Source organism: Brevundimonas sp. PAMC22021, assembly GCF_019443405.1.
Taxonomy (GTDB): domain Bacteria; phylum Pseudomonadota; class Alphaproteobacteria; order Caulobacterales; family Caulobacteraceae; genus Brevundimonas.
The window spans coordinates 2,565,307-2,583,420 of record NZ_CP080376.1; the positions used below are offsets into that span (position 1 = coordinate 2,565,307).

An 18,114-nucleotide genomic window follows, 5' to 3' on the forward strand; every position below is an offset into this window, starting at 1 on the left:
GGTTCCGCCGTCATCGAACTCCTATATGCTGGCCGCATGAGCGACCACACCCACGTCCGTCCCTGGCGCCACATCGAGCGTCGCAAGAGCCGCAAGATCCGCGTCGGCTCCGTCGAGGTCGGCGGCGATGCGCCGATCAGCGTCCAGTCGATGACCAACACCCCGACCACGGACGCGGCCGCCACCATTGACCAGATCCGCCAGCTTGAAGAGGCCGGCGCCGACATCGTCCGCGTTTCCTGCCCCGACGAGGAGTCGACCGCCGCCTTTCGCACCATCGCGCGCGAGGCCAAGGTGCCGCTGGTCGCGGACATCCACTTCCATTACCGCCGCGGCATCGAGGCGGCCCAGGCGGGCGCGGCCTGCCTGCGCATCAATCCCGGCAACATCGGCTCGCCCGAGCGCGTGCGGGAAGTGGTCCAGGCGGCCAAGGACTATGGCTGCTCGATGCGCATCGGCGTCAACGCCGGCTCGCTCGAGCGCGAGCTGCTGGAGAAGTATGGCGAGCCCTGCCCCGACGCCATGGTCGAGTCAGCCCTGAACCACGCCCGCATCCTGCAGGATCACGACTTTCACGAATTCAAGATTTCGGTAAAGGCGTCCGATCCGTTCCTGACCGTCGCCGCCTATCAGCAGCTGGCCGAGGCCATCGACTGTCCCCTCCACCTGGGGGTTACCGAGGCCGGGCCCCTGCGCACCGGCACGATCAAGTCGGCCATCGGCATGGGCTCCATGCTGTGGGCGGGCATCGGCGACACCATCCGCGTATCGCTGGCCGCCGATCCCGTCGAGGAGATCAAGGTCGGCTTCGACATCCTGAAGTCGCTGGGCCTGCGTCACCGGGGCGTGAACATCATCGCCTGCCCGTCCTGCGCGCGCCAAGGCTTCAACGTCATCGAGACCGTGGCCCTGCTCGAGGAGCGGCTGGCCCATATCGCCACGCCGATGTCGCTGTCGATCATCGGCTGCGTCGTCAACGGTCCTGGCGAGGCGCTTTATACCGACATCGGCTTCACCGGCGGCGGCAAGGGGGCGGGCATGATCTATCTGAACGGCAAGATCGCCCATAAGCTGTCCAACGACGGCATGGTCGAGCACATCGTCGGCCTGGTCGAGGAAAAGGCCGCCGAGCTCAACGCCGCCCGCCAGGCCGACGTGCAGGACCTGGCGCGTCAGGTGGCCTGACCTTCCTAGGCCATTACGCCCGCCAACTGCAGGCCCTGGAACAGCGACAAGGCCAACAGCAGGCCCCCGACGGCGAAGGTCAGCACCCGCTGCGGGGCCTTTTTGACGATGTAGCCGGCGAAGGGCGCGGCGAGCAGGCCGCCGACAACCAGACCGGCCACGGCCGCCGCATGGTCGGTCAGGGCCTCGGCGTCCTCCCAGTGGCCGGTGACCAAAGCCCAGACAAAGGTGGCCGAGATCGCCACGGTCAGAAAGAACTCGGCCGTGTTGACGGTGCCGATGGCGCGGCGCGGCTCCTGACCCGCCCCGACCATGGCCGAGGAGACGGTGGGACCCCAGCCGCCGCCGCCGATGGCGTCGAAAAAGCCGCCGATCAGGCCGAGCGGCCCGGTGGTCCAGGTCGGCAGGCGGCGCGGCCTGGCCTTTCGGAACCCTCGCCACAGGATGTAGAATCCGATCAGCGCCAGATAGACGACGATGAACGGCTTGATGACGTCGCCGTCGATCCCGCTGAGGACATAGGCGCCCAGCACGCCACCAATGATCCCGGCGATGGCCAGGGGCAGAAACAGCCGCCATTCGACGTTCTTGTGCAGCACGTGACTGCCGGCCGATGCGGCGGTGGTGAACACCTCCGCGCCATGCACGCTGGCCGAGGCCGTTGCCGGCGGCACGCCGAACGCCAGCAGCACCGAGGACGAAATCACGCCGTAGGCCATGCCGAGCGCGCCGTCGATCGCCTGCGCCAGCGCACCGACCAGCAGAAACATCAGAAAGGTGTCCATCGAGCCCCCATGTGCGTAGCCCGCGCGCCACGCCGCAGCGGCAAAGCCTCGGGCGCGCTCTTGGTTGCGCCCGCTCCTCTGACATTTGCGTCACCGCGCCTTCGCATCGACAGGAGGCGGGCGGGCCGCTAAGCCTCCGCGTCTTCAAGGAGAACCCCGGCTTTGCGTCTGCCCCAGGCCCGTCTCGATCAGGTGCTCGACCGCTTCCACGAGGTCGAGGCGCGCATGGGCGCGGCGACCGACGGGACCGAGATCGTGCGCCTGTCCAAGGAGCACGCCGAGTTGAAGCCGGTGGCGGATGCGGTCGGCGGCCTGGCCCGCGCCCGCGACGAGATCGAGGACCTGCGCGCGCTGGCCGACGACCCTGAGATGGCGGCGATGGCGGGCGACGAGCTGCGCGCCCTGAACGACCGCCTGCCCGAGCTGGAGCGCGAGGTCGCGCTGCTGCTGGCGCCCTGCGACGCCGATGAGAACGCCTCTGCGGTGCTGGAAGTGCGCGCCGGCACCGGCGGCGACGAGGCGGCGCTGTTCGCCGGCGACCTGTTCCGGATGTATTCGCGCTACGCCTCCACGCGCGGCTGGCGGGTCGAGGTCGATTCCGCCACCGAGGGCGAGGCCGGCGGCTACAAGGAGGTGATCGCCACCGTCACAGGCGACGGCGTGTTCGGCCGGCTGAAGTTCGAGAGCGGCGTCCACCGGGTCCAGCGCGTGCCGGCGACCGAGGCGGGCGGACGCATCCACACCTCGGCCGCCACTGTCGCCGTCCTGCCCGAAGTCGAGGACGTGGAGATCGAGATCCGCGACCAGGACATCCGCATCGACACCTATCGCTCTTCCGGCGCGGGCGGCCAGCACGTCAACAAGACGGATTCGGCCGTTCGCATCACCCACCTGCCGACCGGCATCGTGGTGACGTCGTCGGAGAAGTCGCAGCACGTCAACCGCGACAAGGCGATGAAGAACCTGCGCGTGCGCCTGTACGACATGCAGCGCCAGGCCAAGGACGCGGCGCGATCCGACGCCCGCAAGTCTCAGGTCGGTTCAGGCGACCGGTCCGAGCGCATCCGCACCTACAACTTTCCGCAAGGCCGGGTGACAGACCACCGGATCGGCCTGACCCTGCACAGCCTGCCGCAGGTGATGGAAGGCGAGATCGACCCGGTGCTGGACGCCCTGATCGCCGAGGACCAGGCCGCGCGCCTGGCCGATCTGGAGGCCGAGTTCGGCTAAGAAGAAGGGCGGCGGGATGATCCCGCCGCCCTTGCTTGTCTTACAGGTCCAGCAGCACGCGCTGCGGATCTTCCAGATGTTCCTTCAACCGCACCAGGAAGGTCACCGCTTCCTTGCCGTCGACGATGCGGTGATCGTAGCTGAGCGCCAGATACATCATCGGCCGGATCTTGACCTCGCCGTTCACCGCCATCGGGCGCTGGACGATGTTGTGCATGCCCAGAATGCCCGACTGCGGCGCGTTCAGGATCGGCGTCGACATCAGCGAGCCATAGGTGCCGCCGTTGGTGATGGTGAAGGTGCCGCCCTGCATCTGGTCCATGGTCAGGGCGCCGTCGCGCGCCGCCTTGCCCAGCGCCGCGATGCCCTTCTCGATGCCGGCCAGTGACAGCGCATCGGCGTCGCGCAGCACCGGCACGACCAGACCCTTGTCGGTCCCGACGGCGATGCCGATGTCGTAGTGGTTCTTGTAGATGATGTCCGTGCCGTCGATCTCGGCATTGATCGCCGGGATCTCCTTCAGCCCGGCGACCACCGCCTTGGTGAAGAAGCTCATGAAGCCGAGCTTGGCGCCGTGACGCTTTTCGAAGGCTTCCTTGTACTGGCTGCGCAGCGCCATCACAGCCGTCATGTCCACCTCGTTGAAGGTGGTCAGCTGGGCGGCCGTGTTCTGCGACTCCTTCAGGCGGCGAGCGATGGTCTGACGCAGCCGCGTCATCTTCACCCGCTCTTCGCGCGGAGCCAGGTCGCGCGGAGCGGCGGATGCGGCGGCCGGAGCCTGGGACACGGCCTGCGCAGCCTGGCCGATGGCGGCCAGCGCGTCGGCCTTGGTGATATTGCCCTTGGGTCCCGAGGCCTGGATCGACTTGGGATCGAGGTTGTTCTCGCCCACCACCCGCTGCACCGCCGGCGACAGGGTCGCATTCTGCGCGGGCGCGGCCTGGGCCGAGCCGGTGTTGGCCGAGGCGGCCGCAGGGGCGCCGCTTTCAGGCGCGGGCGCGCCGCCGTAGCCCGCGCTCGAGCTGAAGCCGCCGATGGTGGCGATGGCCTGGCCCGGGGTGACGGTCGCGCCCTCGTCTACCGAGATGGTCAGCACGCCGTCCGCCGGCGACGACACTTCGACCGCGACCTTGTCGGTCTCGATCTCGACCAGCAGTTCGTCCTTCTTGACGGTGTCGCCGCTCTTCTTGGTCCACTTGCCGATCGTGCCCTCGGCGACACTTTCGCCCATGGTCGGCACCGCCACCGTCAGGCTCTCGCCCGATCCGCCGGAGGCCATGGGGGCGTCGGCCCGCACCGGCTCGCCGGCCTTGGGAGCCGCCGCTTGAGGCGCCTCGGCCTTGGCAGCGGCCGGCTTCGCGGTCGGCGCAGCGGCCGCCGCGCCGCCTTCGGACACCACGCCCAGCACCGCGCCCGGCGTCACCGTGTCGCCCTCAGCGAACCGAATTTCGCCCAGTACGCCATCGGCGGGGGCCACGACCTCGAGCGAGACCTTGTCGGTTTCCAGCTCAACCAGCATCTCGTCCTTCTTCACCGGCTCGCCCGCCTTCTTGGTCCACTTGGCGATGGTGGCTTCGGTGACGGATTCACCAAGGGTCGGGGTCAGGATGTCGGCCATGTCGGGTCCAGCTGCGCTCTAGTCGTTCAGTCTTAGGGTATCAGGCGAAGGCTTCGGTGGTGAAGGCTTCCAGTTCCTTCAGGTGGCGGCTCATCAGGCCGGCGGCGGTCGAGGCCGAGCCGGGACGGCCGACGTAGCGCGCGCGCTTGGCGGCGACGTCCAGCTTGTCCAGCGTCAGCTCCAGCCACGGATCGACGAACGTCCAGCCGCCCATGTTCTTGGGCTCTTCCTGGCACCACACCAGTTCGGCCTTGGGGAAGCGCGCCAGTTCCTTGCGCAGCGACTGGATCGGCCACGGATAGAACTGCTCAAGCCGCAGGATGTAGACGTCGTCGACCTTCTGGCCGTCCTTGGCCTTCTTTTCGCGCGCGTCCAGCAGGTCATAGTAGACCTTGCCCGAGCACAGCACGACGCGGCGGATGTCCTTGTCGGCCTTGATCTTGACGCCCGCGACGTCCGGACGCGTCTGGGCGTCGTCGTGCAGCACGCGGTGGAAGGCCGAGCCCTCGGCCAGGTCCTTGAGGCTCGACACCGCCTTCTTGTGACGCAGCAGCGACTTGGGCGTCATCAGGATCAGCGGCTTCCTGAACGGCCGGTGCATCTGGCGACGCAGGATATGGAAGTAGTTGGCCGGCGTGGTGCAGTTGGCGACCTGCATGTTGTCCTCGGCGCAAGCCTGAAGGAACCGCTCCAGACGCGCCGACGAGTGTTCCGGCCCCTGGCCTTCGTAGCCGTGGGGCAGCAGCATGGTCAGGCCGCTCATCCGCAGCCACTTGCGTTCGCCCGAGGAGATGAACTGGTCGATCACCACCTGGGCGCCGTTCACGAAGTCGCCGAACTGCGCCTCCCACAGCACCAGGGTGTTGGGGTCCGCCAGCGAGTAGCCGTATTCGAAGCCCAGCACCGCCTCTTCCGACAGGGCCGAGTCGATCACCTCGAAGTCGGCCTGACCCTCGCGCAGGTTGTTCAGCGGGAAGTAGCGTTCCTCCGTGGTCTGATCGACGATGCCGGAGTGCCGCTGCGAGAAGGTGCCGCGCACCGAATCTTGGCCCGACAGGCGAACGGGGAAGCCTTCGTCCACCAGGCTGGCGAAGGCCAGGCTCTCGGCGGTGGACCAGTCCAGGCCCTCTCCGCTGGTGATCGCCTCGCGCCGGCCGTCGATGACCCGCTTCAGCGTCTTGTGCATGTCGACGCTGTTGGGGATGGTGGTCAGCCGGTGGCCCAGGTCGTTGAGCTTGTCCAGCGGCACGGCGGTGTCGCCACGCAGCTCTTCCTTGGGCGCTTGGAAGCCCTGCCACTGGCCGTCCAGCCAATCGGCGCGCTCGGCCTTGAAGCTCTTGCCGGCCTCGAACTGCTCGTCGAGGAAGGTCTCGAAGCGCGACAGCTCGGCGTCCACCTCGGCCTGGCTGATCACGCCTTCGGCCACCAGACGCTGCGAATAGATCTCGCGCGTCGACGGCTGGGCGCGGATCTTGGCGTACATGACCGGTTGGGTGAAGGTCGGATCGTCGCCTTCGTTGTGGCCGAAGCGGCGGTAGCAGAACATGTCCACCACCACGTCCTTGTGGAATTTCTGCCGATATTCGGTCGCCACCTTTGCGGCGAACACCACCGCTTCCGGGTCGTCGCCGTTGACGTGGAAGATCGGCGCCTGAACCATCAGGGCCACGTCCGACGGATAGGGCGAAGAGCGCGAGTTGCGCGGGCTGGTGGTGAAGCCGATCTGGTTGTTGATGACGAAGTGCAGGGTGCCGCCGGTGCGATAGCCCTTCAGCCCCATCAGGGCGAAGCACTCGGCCACCACGCCCTGACCGGCGAAGGCGGCGTCGCCGTGGATCAGGATCGGTGCGACCTTGGCGCGGTCCAGCGCCTGTTGCGCATCGCCCTCGCCGCGAGCGGCGTCGCGCAGGTCGAACGCCTGCTTGGCGCGCGCCTTGCCCAGCACCACCGGATTGACGATCTCGAGGTGCGACGGGTTGGCGGTCAGCGACAGGTGGACCTTGGCGCCGTCGAACTCGCGGTTGGACGAGGCGCCCATGTGGTATTTGACGTCGCCCGAACCCTCGATATCGCTCGGCACGGTCGAGCCGCCCTGGAACTCGTGGAAGATGGCGCGATAAGGCTTGCCCATCACGGCGGCCAGCACGTTCAGGCGGCCCCGGTGGGCCATGCCGAACACGACCTCATCGACGCCCAAGGCGCCGCCGCGCTTGATCACCTGCTCCAGCGCCGGGACCATGGCCTCGCCGCCGTCCAGGCCGAACCGCTTGGTGCCGGGGAAGCGCTTGTGCAGGAAGCGCTCGAATCCTTCCGCCTCGATCAGCTTGTTCAGGATGGCCAGCTTGCCTTCCTTGGTGAAGCCGTTCTGCTCGAACTTGTCCGAGCCCTCGAAACGCTGCTGCAGCCAGGACTTCTCTTCCGGCTCGGCGATATGCATGAACTGCACGCCGATATTGCCGCAGTAGGTGCGCTTCAGCAGCGCCAGCACCTCACGAATGGTGCCTGTCTGCAGCCCCAGCACGCCGTCCAGGAAGATCGGCCGGTCCAGATCGCCTGCTCCGAAGCCGTGGAATTCCGGCGTCAGCTCCGGATTGTCGATCGGCTGCTCGATGCCCAGCGGGTCGAGATTGGCCTGCAGGTGGCCGCGCACGCGATAGCTGCGGATCAGCATCAGGGCGCGGATGGAGTCGTGGGCCGCCGCCCGCACGTCCTCGGCGGTGACGCCGGACGCGGCCGGCACCGTCGTCGTCGCAGACTTGTCGGCCTTTGCGACCGCCTTGGGATCAGGCTTGGGCGCCGGCCAGCGGCCGTCAAACACGGCGGTCTGCTCGGTGGGCTCGGTCGCGGTCGAACGGCCCCAGCCGCCCGCCTCCGCATTGGCCTTTACCGAGGCGGCGTTGTCGCGAAGCTGGTCAAAGAAGGCCCGCCATTCGCCCGAGACCGAGGCCGGATCGCCGGCCCATTTCTCGTGCAGTTCCTCGATATAGGCGGCGTTCGCGCCATAGAGAAAGGAGGTCTCGGCAAAGACCTGGTTCAGCCGACCCGCATCGTCCGCCATTATGCTTCGTGTCCGTCTCTGAAGCCCTCGCGCACACAACCGCGTGAAGGCGCGCCCGTCATATAGGCCCGGTTTCCTGACGGGTCATGACCGAAAGGGGGCGCTCAGGCGAGAAATTGGTCGGATGGACAAAGAAAAACGCCCCCGGCGCGAACCGAGGGCGTTCATCCTTGGCGGAAGAGGCGAAATCAGCCCTTCAGCACGTCCACCAGCGTCTTGCCCAGACGCGCCGGCGACGGCGACACGGTGATGCCGGCCGCTTCCATCGCCGCGATCTTGGATTCCGCGTCGCCCTTGCCGCCGGAGACGACGGCGCCGGCGTGGCCCATGGTGCGGCCCTTGGGCGCCGTGCGGCCCGCGATAAAGCCGGCCATCGGCTTCTTGCGGCCCTTCTTGGCTTCGTCGATCAGGAACTGGGCCGCGTCTTCCTCGGCCGAGCCGCCGATCTCGCCGATCATGATGATCGACTGGGTCTCGTCGTCGGCCAGGAACATCTCCAGCACGTCGATGAACTCGGTGCCCTTGACCGGGTCGCCGCCGATGCCGACCGCCGTGGTCTGGCCCAGGCCCTCGTTGGTGGTCTGGAACACCGCCTCATAGGTCAGGGTGCCCGAGCGCGAGACGATGCCGACGTTGCCCTTCTTGAAGATCGAGCCCGGCATGATGCCGATCTTGCACTCGTCCGGCGTCATGATGCCCGGGCAGTTGGGGCCGAGCAGACGCGAGTTGGAGCGGTCCAGCCGCGCCTTGACCCGCACCATGTCCAGCACCGGAATGCCCTCGGTGATGCAGGTGATGAAGGGGATCTCGGCGTCGATCGCCTCGATGATGGCGTCGGCGGCGCCCGCCGGCGGGACATAAATGACCGAGGCGTCGGCGCCGGTCGCTTCCTTGCCTTCGGCGACGGTGGCGAAGATCGGCAGGTTCTCGCCGTTCGCGCCCGTCCAGGTCTCGCCGCCCTTCTTGGGATGAATGCCGCCGACCATCTGCGTGCCGTGGTAGGCCAGCGCCTGTTCGGTGTGGAAGCTGCCGGTCTTGCCGGTCAGCCCCTGAACCAGGATCTTGGTGTTCTTGTTGACCAGAATGGACATGTTTGTGTCGCCTTAGAACTGTGCTGAGGGCGGCGCTAATGGGCCGCCAGAGTGGTGTCGTTGCGAACCCTGGCGATCCGCATGGAACTTTGAGCGCGCCGAAATTGCGCGTCTATGTAGCCGTCGTCCGCCTGCCAGGCAGCTGTCTGGAAATCGCCATCCGGGTTGCGCCGCACGGCGGGCCGCATGCGAACCATCCCGAGCCGATCCTCTGCGATGGCGCGTAGAGGCTCCCGCCACTCTTCCCATCGATCACTGAGGACACCGCAGACGGTGCCTGCCGGGTACACGACGCTTACTGCGCGAGAGGGGTCGACCTGACCCGCGGGATAGGCACCCGTAAAGACCGTTATGGGCCCGGCCTGATAGGCATCCGCCCACAAGAAGCCGTCGTGTCCCTCCGTTTGCGGGTAGGGAACCTCGGCCCAGTCGCGCTCTGCTGCGAGCTTCTGAATGGCCTTCCGATCACCGGCGACGGTCCCACATGTGTCGGCGAAGACCGCCACGGCTGAAGGTGAGCCGAGATCAGCCGCCTGAAGATTCAGGGACAGCAGAACGGCCAAACCCAGCATCAGCCGACCGCCGCGACGATCTTCTGGGCGGCGTCGTCCAGGTCGTCGGCGGCCGTGATGGCGAGGCCGGACTGGTTCAGGATCGTCTTGCCCTTTTCGACGTTGGTGCCTTCCAGGCGCACCACCAGCGGCACGGTCAGGCCCACTTCCTTGACCGCCGCGACCACGCCCTCGGCGATCACGTCGCACTTCATGATGCCGCCAAAGATGTTGACCAGGATGCCCTGCACCTTGGGATCGGCGGTGATGATCTTGAAGGCCGCCGCGACCTTTTCCTTGGAGGCGCCGCCGCCGACGTCGCAGAAATTGGCCGGCTCCTTGCCGTACAGCTTGATGATGTCCATCGTCGCCATGGCCAGGCCTGCGCCGTTCACCATGCAGCCGATGTTGCCGTCCAGCGCCACATAGGCGAGGTCCCACTTGGAAGCCTCGATCTCCTTGGCGTCCTCTTCGGTCTCGTCGCGCAGCGCCTTCATGTCGTCGTGACGGAACAGTGCGTTGCCGTCGAACGAGACCTTGGCGTCCAGCACGCGCAGACGGCCGTCGGTCATGACGATCAGCGGGTTCACCTCCAGCAGCGCCATGTCCTTCTCGACAAACGCCTTGTAGAGCGCGGGGAACAGAGACTTGGCGTCCTCGGCCGCGGCGTCCGACAGGCCGTAGGCGTCGGAGATGGCCTTGACGTCGGCCCCGGTCACGCCCGCTTCCGGGTCGATGGCGACGGTGATGATCTTTTCGGGCGTGTCGTGGGCCACGGCCTCGATGTCCATGCCGCCTTCGGTCGAGACAACGAACGACACGCGGCCGGTCGAGCGATCAACCAGCAGAGAGCAGTACAGCTCGCGCTCGATGTCGGCGCCGTCCTCGATGTAGAGGCGGTTCACCTGCTTGCCGGCGTCGCCCGTCTGGGCGGTGACCAGGGTGTTGCCCAGCATGTCGGTGGCGTGGGCGACGACCTCTTCGATCGACTTGGCCAGGCGCACGCCGCCCTTGGCCTCGGCGCCCAGTTCCTTGAACTTGCCCTTGCCGCGGCCGCCGGCGTGGATCTGCGACTTCACCACATAGAGCGGGCCGGGCAGCTGGCGGGCGGCGGCTTCCGCCTCGTCCGCCGAAGTGATGGCGACGCCCGAGGCAACCGGAGCGCCGAAGCCCTTGAGGACCTGCTTGGCCTGATATTCGTGGATGTTCATGGGGAGGAACCGCCGCAATCGCTGCTGGGAGAAGGTTGCGGGGCTTATAGGCCCCCGTTCTTTACGGGCGCAACCGTCTGGCGGATCGGCCTCAGTCGACCCAGTCGCGCTTCAGCGTGCGCGAGGCGCCGATCAGCAGGACGGACGCCAGGATGTAGAAGCCCAAGCCGCTGTAGATGGCCCAGCGCAGGCTTTCCTCGCCGAACCGCGGCGCCAGGAGGTCGCTCATCCAGCCGAAGTAGGAAAAGCCCACCGCCAGTCCCAGCAGGTTGTTGATCAGCAAAAACAGGGCGGACGCCGTGGAGCGCATCGGCGCCGGAACCAGCGACTGAACCGCCGCCGTCAGCGGCCCAAGCCACGTGAGGTTCAGCCCCGTCGGGATCAGGAAGATCAGAAAGGCCAAAACCAGCGCTTGCCCCTGCGATCCGCCGCCTGGCAGCAGCTGGCCGATCAGCCAATGCGAGTTCATCGCCAGGACGAAACAGGGCGCCGAGATCAAAAAGGCGATGGCGGGCGTCAGCGGGTAGGCGCCCTTGCTCTTTTGCGCCAGCCGATCGGCCACCACGCCGCCGCCCCAGATGCCGGCCAGACCTCCGATCAGGGCGATGCCGGAATAGTACCAGCTGGTCTGGGCCAGGGTCAGATCAAAGGAGCGCATGAAGAACAGCGGCAACCAACCCGCCACGCCATAGCCGCACACCGACGACGACGCCGCGCCCAGCGCCAGGAGCCAGAAGCTGGGCTTTGGGATCACCACCGACGCGGCCTGCTTCGCCACCGCCAGTGACAGGCCGATCACCAGCAGCAACCCGCCGCCGAAAGCGAGGGCCGTCCAGCCGGCGCCGACGGCCGCGGCGACACCCGCCCCCATCAGCAACAAGGCTCCCAGCCCGAGCATGACCGTCGCCGCCCGCCGCCCGAGGCGGTCTGACGCCGGCGCATCTCCCTGCGGCAGCGACGTCTCGGCCGCCTCGCGTCGCGCCCGTCGAGGCTCGCGCACCGTGAACAGCAGCAGGGGCGCCACGACCAGGCCGAGCAGGCCGACCACCACAAAGGCTGTGCGCCAGCCCCAGGTCGCCGCCAGCAATCCGCCGACCAGCGTGCCGCCGGCCATGCCGATCGGGATGCCGAAGGCGAAGCCCGCCAATGCGCGCGCCCGCTGCTCGGGCGGAAAATAGTCAGCGATCAGGGAATAGGCCGGGGCCACCCCGCCCGCCTCGCCCACGCCCACGCCCATGCGGCACAGGAACAGCTGGCCGAAACCGCCCGCCGCGCCGCACAGGGCGGTGAAGCCCGACCAGACCGCCAGCGCCCCCGTCATGATCCAGACCCGGCTGGTGCGGTCCGCCAGCCAGGCCAGCGGGATGGCCAGGGTCGAATAGACGCTGGCGAAGGCGATGCCGCCCAACAGTCCGAACTGGGTGTCCGACAGGCCGAACTCGGCCTTCAGCGGCGCGGCCAGGATGCCGATGATCTGCCGGTCGATGAAGTTCAGCGCATAGACGACGATCAGCACGCCCAGCACATAGAAGCGGTAGGCCGAGCGCGGCGGCAAGGAAGTTTCCTGCATCGACATCGGGGCGTTCCGGCGCGGCGGACTAACCCGCCGCCTCGCCCTGCAGCAAGGCGGCGGCGGACGCGGCGCAGCCGTTCAGTCGCGTCTCGCCCAGCTCCACAAGCGCCGTCAGAGGATAAAGCCGGTCGCTCATGCCGTCCGAACATTCCGTCGCCATCAGGATGACGATGAAGGGTTCGCCCTCCGAGGGCTTAACGGTCCAGGTCGCGGTCGTGCCCTGCACCACCGGACCGGCGTTGGCGCCCCGGCGCTCGGCCTGTTCGATATCGGAATAGACCACCGCATCCGCATCGATCGCGACGCCCCAGAAGGGCTCGGTCCCCACCGCCCGCACCGGCTGGGTCAGATCGACCCCGCCCAGCGTCGCCGGCTCCGCCGCATCGGCCTTGCGCGACGGCGCGTCATTGTCCGAACAGGCGGCAAGGGCCAACGCCGCGGCGAGGCCGATAGTGATGCGGGACACGGCGGCTCCTCCTGCGCTGCGCGAAGGGACATGCTGCGCTATAGCTGGACACATGTCGATTCGACCGGTCGCCCATGAGTTCTTCGCCGGCGGCGGCCTGGCCGGAATCGGGCTGTCCGGCGACTTCGACATCGGCTTCGCCAACGACATGGATGCGATGAAGGCGGCGGCTTTCCGCGCCAATCATCCGCAGGTTCCCTTCCATCAAGGCGACGTCTGGGACCTTGGATCCTTGGAGCTGCCCGGTCGGCCCGACCTGTGCTGGGCCTCCTCGCCGTGCCAGGACGTCAGCCTGGCCGGCGCGCGCGGAGGGCTGGAGGCGCGGCGGTCCGGCGCCTTCTGGGGCTTCTGGCGGTTGATGCAGGGACTGGAGGCGCAGGGACGCGCGCCCCGGCTGATCGTGCTGGAGAATGTGGTCGGCCTGCTGTCCTCTGGTGGAGGCGCGGACTTCGCCGCCGTCTGCTGGGCCATGACCGAGCTGGGCTACGTCGTCGGCGCGCTGGAGATCGACGCGGCGCTGTGGCTGCCGCAATCGCGACCCCGGCTGTTCGTGGTGGCCATGAAGGATGCGCAGGGACCATCGACGGCAGGTCCGCGCACGCCCTTCCACTCGCCCCGCCTGATCGCCGCCCAGGCCGCCCTGCCCGACGCGGTGCGGCGGCGCTGGCGCTGGTGGTCGCTGACGCCGCCGCCCCTGCGCAACCTCGATCTGGCGTCGGTCCTCGCGCCGGATGCGGCCTGCGACTGGTTCGACGCGCCAAGGGCCGAGGCCCTGCTGTCGCTGCTGGCGCCGCTTCACCGGCAGAAGCTGGAAGCTGTCGCGGCGTCCGGCGAGCGCCGGATCGGCGCGGCCTATCGTCGGGTTCGGCGCGAGGGCGATGGAAAGCATCAGCGGCTGGAGCTTCGCTTCGACGGCCTGGCCGGGTGCCTGCGCACCCCCGCGGGCGGGTCGTCCCGGCAGTATGTGGTGGCGGCCGAGCAGGGCCGCGTGCGCATTCGCTATCTGACCGCGCGGGAGGCGGCGCGGTTGATGGGTCTGCCGGACGATTATCGGTTGCCGGCGCGCGAGTCGGCCGGTCTGAAGCTGACGGGAGACGCAGTCGCCGTGCCGGTGGTGCGCACCCTCAGCCAAGAATTGCTGCGGCCCGCGCTGACCGCCGCCGCACGCGCCGCCTAGCGGTCTTCTTCGGGGCGGCCGGGATCGAAGGTGTTGTCGACGCCGTCGTCCCAGCCTTCGCGGTCGGAGCGGAAGGCCAGGCTCATCAGGCCCCAGGTCAGGCCCAGGGTGCCGATGACGCCGAGCCCCAGCGCGATCCAGCCATGGATCGACATTGCGCCGCCGCCGATGAAGGCCCAGAAGGCGCCCAGCGCCCAGGTCGCGCCGGCCCCGATCGCCGTCGCCAGGGCCAGCCGGATCAGGAAGCGGCGCGTCCGACCTGGCCCAGGTTCAGGCATGGCCTCAGCCCGCCGGTGTTACCGCTGGACCCACTGGCCCTGGGCGTTGCGATACCACTGGCCCGAAGAGATGCGGGGCAACAGCTGGCTTTCGAACATGCGGGCGCCGGCCACGTCGGCGCTGGTGCCCGCGTCCGCCGCGCTGCGAGCATAGGCCTGGCGGCGACCGGCGTTGGTGGCGTCCACCGCCGCGCGCAGGGCGGGGTCGCTGCTGGACGTGCGGAAGCCGACAAAGCCGTCGGCCTGCTCGCCCACCACGCCCTGGCTCTTGGCCTGGTCGATCAGCGCCTTCTGGGCGCCCGTCTGGGCGATGGCCGCGCCGGCCACGCCCAGCGCGAGAACGGAGGCGGCGATCACAAAGGTTTTGCGGAAGGTCATTTCAGCCTGCCCTTTCAAAAAAGACGGCGTCAAAACAGGTTCGGATTGTCCTGGAGCAGCTGCTGCAGCTCCCGATCCAGACGAACGCGCACGTCGGCGTCGAGTTTTGCGTAAATCTGGATCGGGGCCACTTCCAGCTTGATCGTCGGCGCGCAGGCTCCAAGGCTCGCGGTCAGAAGGCCGGCGCCGAGAAGGGCGAGAACGAGCGGGCGCTGGGTCATGGCGGCGGGGCTCCGTTTGAATGCGACTGGGGGCATTTAGCATGCCCGTGGGTGAACGCCGCCTGAATGGGGAGGATTACCCTGTTCATGGCGCCGGCTCCGAGCTCGCCTGCCCTGCCCGGGCGCGGTTCAGCGCCAGAATGTCCGACACCAGCTGGTTCATGTTCAGCGTCGTATCGAGCGTCAGGTCGATGCCGGTGTCCGACGGCAGCGGCAGCTGGCGCTTCAGGAAATCCCGGGTGATCAGATCGCGCAGCGTCAGCCGCAGCTCCTGCCGCTTCGGCGGATCGTGGCGTCCCTTGATGTGGAAGAGGACGGAGGCGCGCCCGCCGTCCAAGCTGTTGACCTCGGCGGTCAGCATGTCGAAGGCCAGGTTCTCCATCGCCTGATAGGCCAGGTCCTCGACCGTGCCGGGCGGCGCCGCGTCTCCTGCGCCGCCGGCGCTGACATCGCTCAGCACTTCGCGCTGGATCGACAGCCGGCCCGGCTGCACCGCCTGAAGCGTCCCGCCGGTGATGCGCACGCCGGCCTTGGGATCGGACACAAACGGCAGACGACCCGACACCACCGCGTCCAGCCGGACCTTGTCGTCCAGCCCGGCGTCGGACACCACGTCGCCCAGTTGCACGCGCTCCAGCACGATGACGCCGTTGAACGGCTGTGTCGGGTCCAGGGGGATCGACAGCGGCTCGACCGAGATCACGCCGCCGCCCGCCGCGACCCGCGCGCCGGCCACGGTGATCGCCGTCTCGTCCAGCCCGAACGTCAGGTCCAGGTCGGTGATGTCGGTTCCCGCATCCAGGCTGGCGACACGCAGCCGCTGGTCGGGCGCGGTGACCAGGGGCGCGAGGCTGGCGAAGTCGATCTCGCCCTGCAGCCCCTTCACAGACCCGGCGGGGCTGGTGAAGTCGAGATTCGGGATCACGAGCCGCCCGCTGCTGGTCCCCTCCTCCGGCGTGTCGGTCCAGCCGAACCGGCCGTCGAACCGAACCGAGCCCGTCACCGGCGATTGGACAAAGGCGTCAAGCAGCGGGGTCAGCGTCTGCGGCTGCAGTCCGTTCTCGGCAAAGGTCAGCTCAGGCGCGCTGATCTCCAGCCCGCCCGTGCGCGTCGTCCCGTCATGTTGAAAGGTCAGGTGTCCGATCGCGTGCGGCCCCGACGCCAGGTCGAAGCCGCCGGTCCACCGCTCGGATCGCAGCCGCGCCTCACCCGACGCCGACAGCGGATTGAACCGGCGCGGCGTCATCGTGTCGGCGACCTGGACCGAGGCCACGTCAGCGTCGACCGAAAGGCCGGCCGCCGCGCCATTGACCGTGACTCCGCCCGCCGCCTCGTCGAAACGCATACCCAGGAACGGCGCCTCGCCTCGTACCTGCCGAAATGCGCCGGCCATGCGCCAGCGGCCATTCTGCGAAACCAGCAATGGCTGCGTCGTCGGACACAAATCCCCCGCCACGGCCGCGACATCGTTCTCGCCCAGTTCCAGCCGCTCGACGGTAAAGGGCGAGCAGGCTTGCGGCGCATAGGTCAGGCGACCGCCGGCGTTGGCCAGCCGTCCCCGCGTCTGGACCACGAGACCCTGTGCGATGTCGAAATCCAGCCCGGCGCGCGCATCCACCTGCGCCTCGAAGCCGGTCGGCGTCAGCCGCCAGGACGGCACGGCCGCCTGCATCTGCGGCAGCCCTCGTCCGCGCGTCGCGGTCAGCGTCAGGGCGCCGCCGCCCAAACGGCCGGGCCGAGCCTCATACGCTGGCGTGCGCGCTGGCTGAACCGTCAGGACGCCGCCATTGGCGGGTCGCACCGTCGCCGGCTGCTGCAGACGCACCCGCGTTCCGCCCCGATCCGTCCGCACCGACACCTGCGGCGCGGAGAGGGTGAAACGGCCCAGCGCGCGCTTCATCTCGATGAGGTCCGCGCCATCCCTCGGACCCGACGGGCCGAACAGAGGCCATGCACCGTCGCCGGCCGACAGGCCGCCGTCGATCGCCAGCCGCAAGCCTCCATCCTGCACCAGATCGAGGTCAAAGCCGGAGCGCGCCCGCGAAAGCCGCAGGTCGCCGAACACGAAGCGGTCCGTCGCGGCATCGACCCGACCCGTGGCCTCCACCGCCGCGCCGCGCCCGCCGATCGCGAGCGCGCCGGATCGCGCATCGAGACCGTCCATCACCACGCCGGACGTGGACAGACGCGCCGACCTCAGCCGCATGGGGCCGCGCACGCTCCAGCGCAGAGCGCCGTCGGACGGGCGGCGGAGTTCGGCTGCGCCCTCCACGCGGACGTCCAGACCGCGCCCTTGCAGCGCCGGCCCGTCGATGCGCGCCGCCGTCATCGTCGTGGCCGTGCGTCCCGCCAGCCGAAAAGCCTCGATCCAGCCGCTGGTCGCGCCGTCGAAATGGGTCCGCACCACGGCGTCGGTCATGCGCGTTCCGCCGCCGGACAGCGCATCCGCCGCCAGCGCCGCCTCGACCACCGCGCGCCCGTCGCCCTTGCGGCTGTTCAGGTCGGGATAGGGCAGCTCGCCGCTCAGGTTCAGGCGTGCGCCCTCAGCCTCACCGCCCTCGGTGGTGAAGCCGGTGACCGAGGCGTTCAGTTTCAGGGCGATGCGGTCGCCGCGCGTCAAAAGGCCGACATCTCCGGACAGGCCGCGCGCGGCAATTGATCCGCTTTTCAGCGCCGCTTCCGGCACGCGGGCCGTCAGCCGCATCAGCTTGCCGTCTTCCAGCCTCGCGTCGCCCAGCGCCTCGACCGGCCCATATTCGCTGTCGAGCCTCAGACGGCCCTGTTCGATGATCACCAGCGGCGCGCGCGCATCCGGGCGCGGCGGTCGGCCGGTGAAACGCTGCACCAGCGGGTCCAGCGATCCGAGCGACAGCTTGCCCTGCCGCCAGCTCGCCCGCACCACCGGCCTCAGCAGGCGGATGCGGCTGGGCGTCACCCCAAGGCCGGCCTGCGACCAGGGCGCGCCGACGGCGTAGTCCACCTCGACCCGCTCGACCACCACGTCGGGGTCGCGGGGATCGCCGATCCGGATGCGCCCGACGAAGCCGTCCAGCTCGATCCGCTCGACCTCGACGTCGGCGGGCACGCCCTGCCGTTCCAGCCAACCGACCAGCACCTCGCGCGCGGCGATCCGGCGGTTCAGATAGGCCAGCGCCAGCAGCACCAGCAGGACCGCCGTGATCGTGGCGACAAGGATCAGCGCCCGCTGGGCGCGGGGGCGTCGGGCGGGCGGGGGCGCCGGCGTCTCGGTCAACACGCGGCCTTTCTTGCGGTCGGATAGCAGGTCCTGGAC

General features: G+C 68.6%; 15 protein-coding genes and 1 pseudogene. 3 read left to right on the plus strand and 13 right to left on the minus strand.

Annotation, left to right across the window (positions count from 1 at the left end; translation table 11 throughout):
* The first annotated feature begins 36 nt into the window (after nucleotides 1-36).
* Nucleotides 37-1,185, plus strand: coding sequence for a flavodoxin-dependent (E)-4-hydroxy-3-methylbut-2-enyl-diphosphate synthase (gene ispG / locus KY493_RS12685; protein WP_219896689.1), 1,149 nt, complete (start codon nucleotides 37-39; stop codon nucleotides 1,183-1,185).
* A gap of 5 nt (nucleotides 1,186-1,190) precedes the next feature.
* Here ispG and KY493_RS12690 read toward each other — a convergent pair whose 3' ends face one another.
* Nucleotides 1,191-1,970, minus strand: coding sequence for a sulfite exporter TauE/SafE family protein (locus tag KY493_RS12690; RefSeq protein ID WP_219896690.1), 780 nt, complete (start codon nucleotides 1,968-1,970; stop codon nucleotides 1,191-1,193).
* Between the two features lie 162 nt (nucleotides 1,971-2,132).
* On the opposite strand from KY493_RS12690, the gene prfA reads away from it, so the two are divergent.
* A complete protein-coding gene (gene prfA, locus KY493_RS12695; protein WP_219896691.1) occupies nucleotides 2,133-3,200 on the plus strand; it encodes a peptide chain release factor 1 in 1,068 nt (355 codons plus the stop codon).
* Nucleotides 3,201-3,240: 40 nt separating this feature from the next.
* On the opposite strand, the gene odhB is transcribed toward prfA, so the two are convergent.
* The 8 genes and pseudogenes from odhB to KY493_RS12730 form a co-directional block, all read right to left on the minus strand.
* Nucleotides 3,241-4,479 carry a 2-oxoglutarate dehydrogenase complex dihydrolipoyllysine-residue succinyltransferase gene (odhB, locus tag KY493_RS12700; protein WP_370627382.1) on the minus strand — a complete coding sequence of 413 codons (1,239 nt, stop codon included), beginning with the start codon at nucleotides 4,477-4,479 and terminating at the stop codon, nucleotides 3,241-3,243.
* A gap of 132 nt (nucleotides 4,480-4,611) precedes the next feature.
* A pseudogene (locus KY493_RS14660) lies at nucleotides 4,612-4,818 on the minus strand (biotin/lipoyl-containing protein); the annotation flags it as partial.
* 40 nt (nucleotides 4,819-4,858) lie between these two features.
* Nucleotides 4,859-7,876, minus strand: coding sequence for a 2-oxoglutarate dehydrogenase E1 component (locus tag KY493_RS12705; protein ID WP_219896693.1), 3,018 nt, complete (start codon nucleotides 7,874-7,876; stop codon nucleotides 4,859-4,861).
* Nucleotides 7,877-8,064: 188 nt separating this feature from the next.
* A complete protein-coding gene (sucD, locus tag KY493_RS12710) occupies nucleotides 8,065-8,967 on the minus strand; it encodes a succinate--CoA ligase subunit alpha (protein ID WP_219896694.1) in 903 nt (300 codons plus the stop codon).
* 35 nt (nucleotides 8,968-9,002) lie between these two features.
* Entirely contained in the window at nucleotides 9,003-9,539 is a 537-nt protein-coding gene (locus KY493_RS12715) for a hypothetical protein (RefSeq protein WP_219896695.1), read from the minus strand.
* Entirely contained in the window at nucleotides 9,539-10,729 is a 1,191-nt protein-coding gene (gene sucC, locus KY493_RS12720) for an ADP-forming succinate--CoA ligase subunit beta (protein ID WP_219896696.1), read from the minus strand. The genes KY493_RS12715 and sucC overlap by 1 nt, the downstream gene beginning before the upstream one ends.
* 91 nt (nucleotides 10,730-10,820) lie before the next feature.
* Nucleotides 10,821-12,299, minus strand: coding sequence for a spinster family MFS transporter (locus KY493_RS12725; protein ID WP_370627383.1), 1,479 nt, complete (start codon nucleotides 12,297-12,299; stop codon nucleotides 10,821-10,823).
* A gap of 28 nt (nucleotides 12,300-12,327) precedes the next feature.
* Nucleotides 12,328-12,768 carry a COG3650 family protein gene (locus KY493_RS12730; RefSeq protein WP_255567895.1) on the minus strand — a complete coding sequence of 147 codons (441 nt, stop codon included), beginning with the start codon at nucleotides 12,766-12,768 and terminating at the stop codon, nucleotides 12,328-12,330.
* A 52-nt stretch (nucleotides 12,769-12,820) separates the two neighbouring features.
* On the opposite strand from KY493_RS12730, the gene KY493_RS12735 reads away from it, so the two are divergent.
* Nucleotides 12,821-13,945: a DNA cytosine methyltransferase gene (locus KY493_RS12735; protein WP_219896698.1), complete on the plus strand. Its 1,125-nt coding sequence runs from the start codon at nucleotides 12,821-12,823 to the stop codon at nucleotides 13,943-13,945.
* Here KY493_RS12735 and KY493_RS12740 read toward each other — a convergent pair.
* The 4 genes from KY493_RS12740 to KY493_RS12755 all read right to left on the minus strand — a co-directional run bounded on the left by KY493_RS12740 (nucleotide 13,942) and on the right by KY493_RS12755 (nucleotide 18,078).
* Nucleotides 13,942-14,223, minus strand: a complete 282-nt coding sequence (locus KY493_RS12740) for a hypothetical protein (protein WP_219896699.1) — start codon at nucleotides 14,221-14,223, stop codon at nucleotides 13,942-13,944. The genes KY493_RS12735 and KY493_RS12740 overlap by 4 nt on opposite strands.
* An 18-nt stretch (nucleotides 14,224-14,241) precedes the next feature.
* Nucleotides 14,242-14,601, minus strand: coding sequence for a YdbL family protein (locus KY493_RS12745; RefSeq protein WP_219896700.1), 360 nt, complete (start codon nucleotides 14,599-14,601; stop codon nucleotides 14,242-14,244).
* Nucleotides 14,602-14,630: 29 nt separating this feature from the next.
* Complete coding sequence (locus KY493_RS12750) at nucleotides 14,631-14,822, minus strand: YnbE family lipoprotein (protein ID WP_219896701.1); 192 nt, start codon at nucleotides 14,820-14,822, stop codon at nucleotides 14,631-14,633.
* 85 nt (nucleotides 14,823-14,907) lie between these two features.
* Nucleotides 14,908-18,078 (minus strand): YdbH domain-containing protein, encoded by a 3,171-nt coding sequence (locus KY493_RS12755; protein ID WP_255567896.1) that lies wholly within the window; start codon nucleotides 18,076-18,078, stop codon nucleotides 14,908-14,910.
* Between the last annotated feature and the right edge of the window lie 36 nt (nucleotides 18,079-18,114).

What these genes read in the sequence shown, in the direction of transcription:
- ispG (WP_219896689.1), top strand. Translation starts at nt 37, where the DNA reads ATGAGCGACCACACCCACGTCCGTCCCTGGCGCCACATCGAGCGTCGC.
- KY493_RS12690 (WP_219896690.1), bottom strand. Translation starts at nt 1,970, where the DNA reads ATGGACACCTTTCTGATGTTTCTGCTGGTCGGTGCGCTGGCGCAGGCG.
- odhB (WP_370627382.1), bottom strand. Translation starts at nt 4,479, where the DNA reads ATGGCCTCCGGCGGATCGGGCGAGAGCCTGACGGTGGCGGTGCCGACC.
- KY493_RS12705 (WP_219896693.1), bottom strand. Translation starts at nt 7,876, where the DNA reads ATGGCGGACGATGCGGGTCGGCTGAACCAGGTCTTTGCCGAGACCTCC.
- sucD (WP_219896694.1), bottom strand. Translation starts at nt 8,967, where the DNA reads ATGTCCATTCTGGTCAACAAGAACACCAAGATCCTGGTTCAGGGGCTG.
- KY493_RS12715 (WP_219896695.1), bottom strand. Translation starts at nt 9,539, where the DNA reads ATGCTGGGTTTGGCCGTTCTGCTGTCCCTGAATCTTCAGGCGGCTGAT.
- sucC (WP_219896696.1), bottom strand. Translation starts at nt 10,729, where the DNA reads ATGAACATCCACGAATATCAGGCCAAGCAGGTCCTCAAGGGCTTCGGC.
- KY493_RS12725 (WP_370627383.1), bottom strand. Translation starts at nt 12,299, where the DNA reads ATGCAGGAAACTTCCTTGCCGCCGCGCTCGGCCTACCGCTTCTATGTG.
- KY493_RS12735 (WP_219896698.1), top strand. Translation starts at nt 12,821, where the DNA reads ATGTCGATTCGACCGGTCGCCCATGAGTTCTTCGCCGGCGGCGGCCTG.
- KY493_RS12740 (WP_219896699.1), bottom strand. Translation starts at nt 14,223, where the DNA reads ATGCCTGAACCTGGGCCAGGTCGGACGCGCCGCTTCCTGATCCGGCTG.
- KY493_RS12745 (WP_219896700.1), bottom strand. Translation starts at nt 14,601, where the DNA reads ATGACCTTCCGCAAAACCTTTGTGATCGCCGCCTCCGTTCTCGCGCTG.
- KY493_RS12750 (WP_219896701.1), bottom strand. Translation starts at nt 14,822, where the DNA reads ATGACCCAGCGCCCGCTCGTTCTCGCCCTTCTCGGCGCCGGCCTTCTG.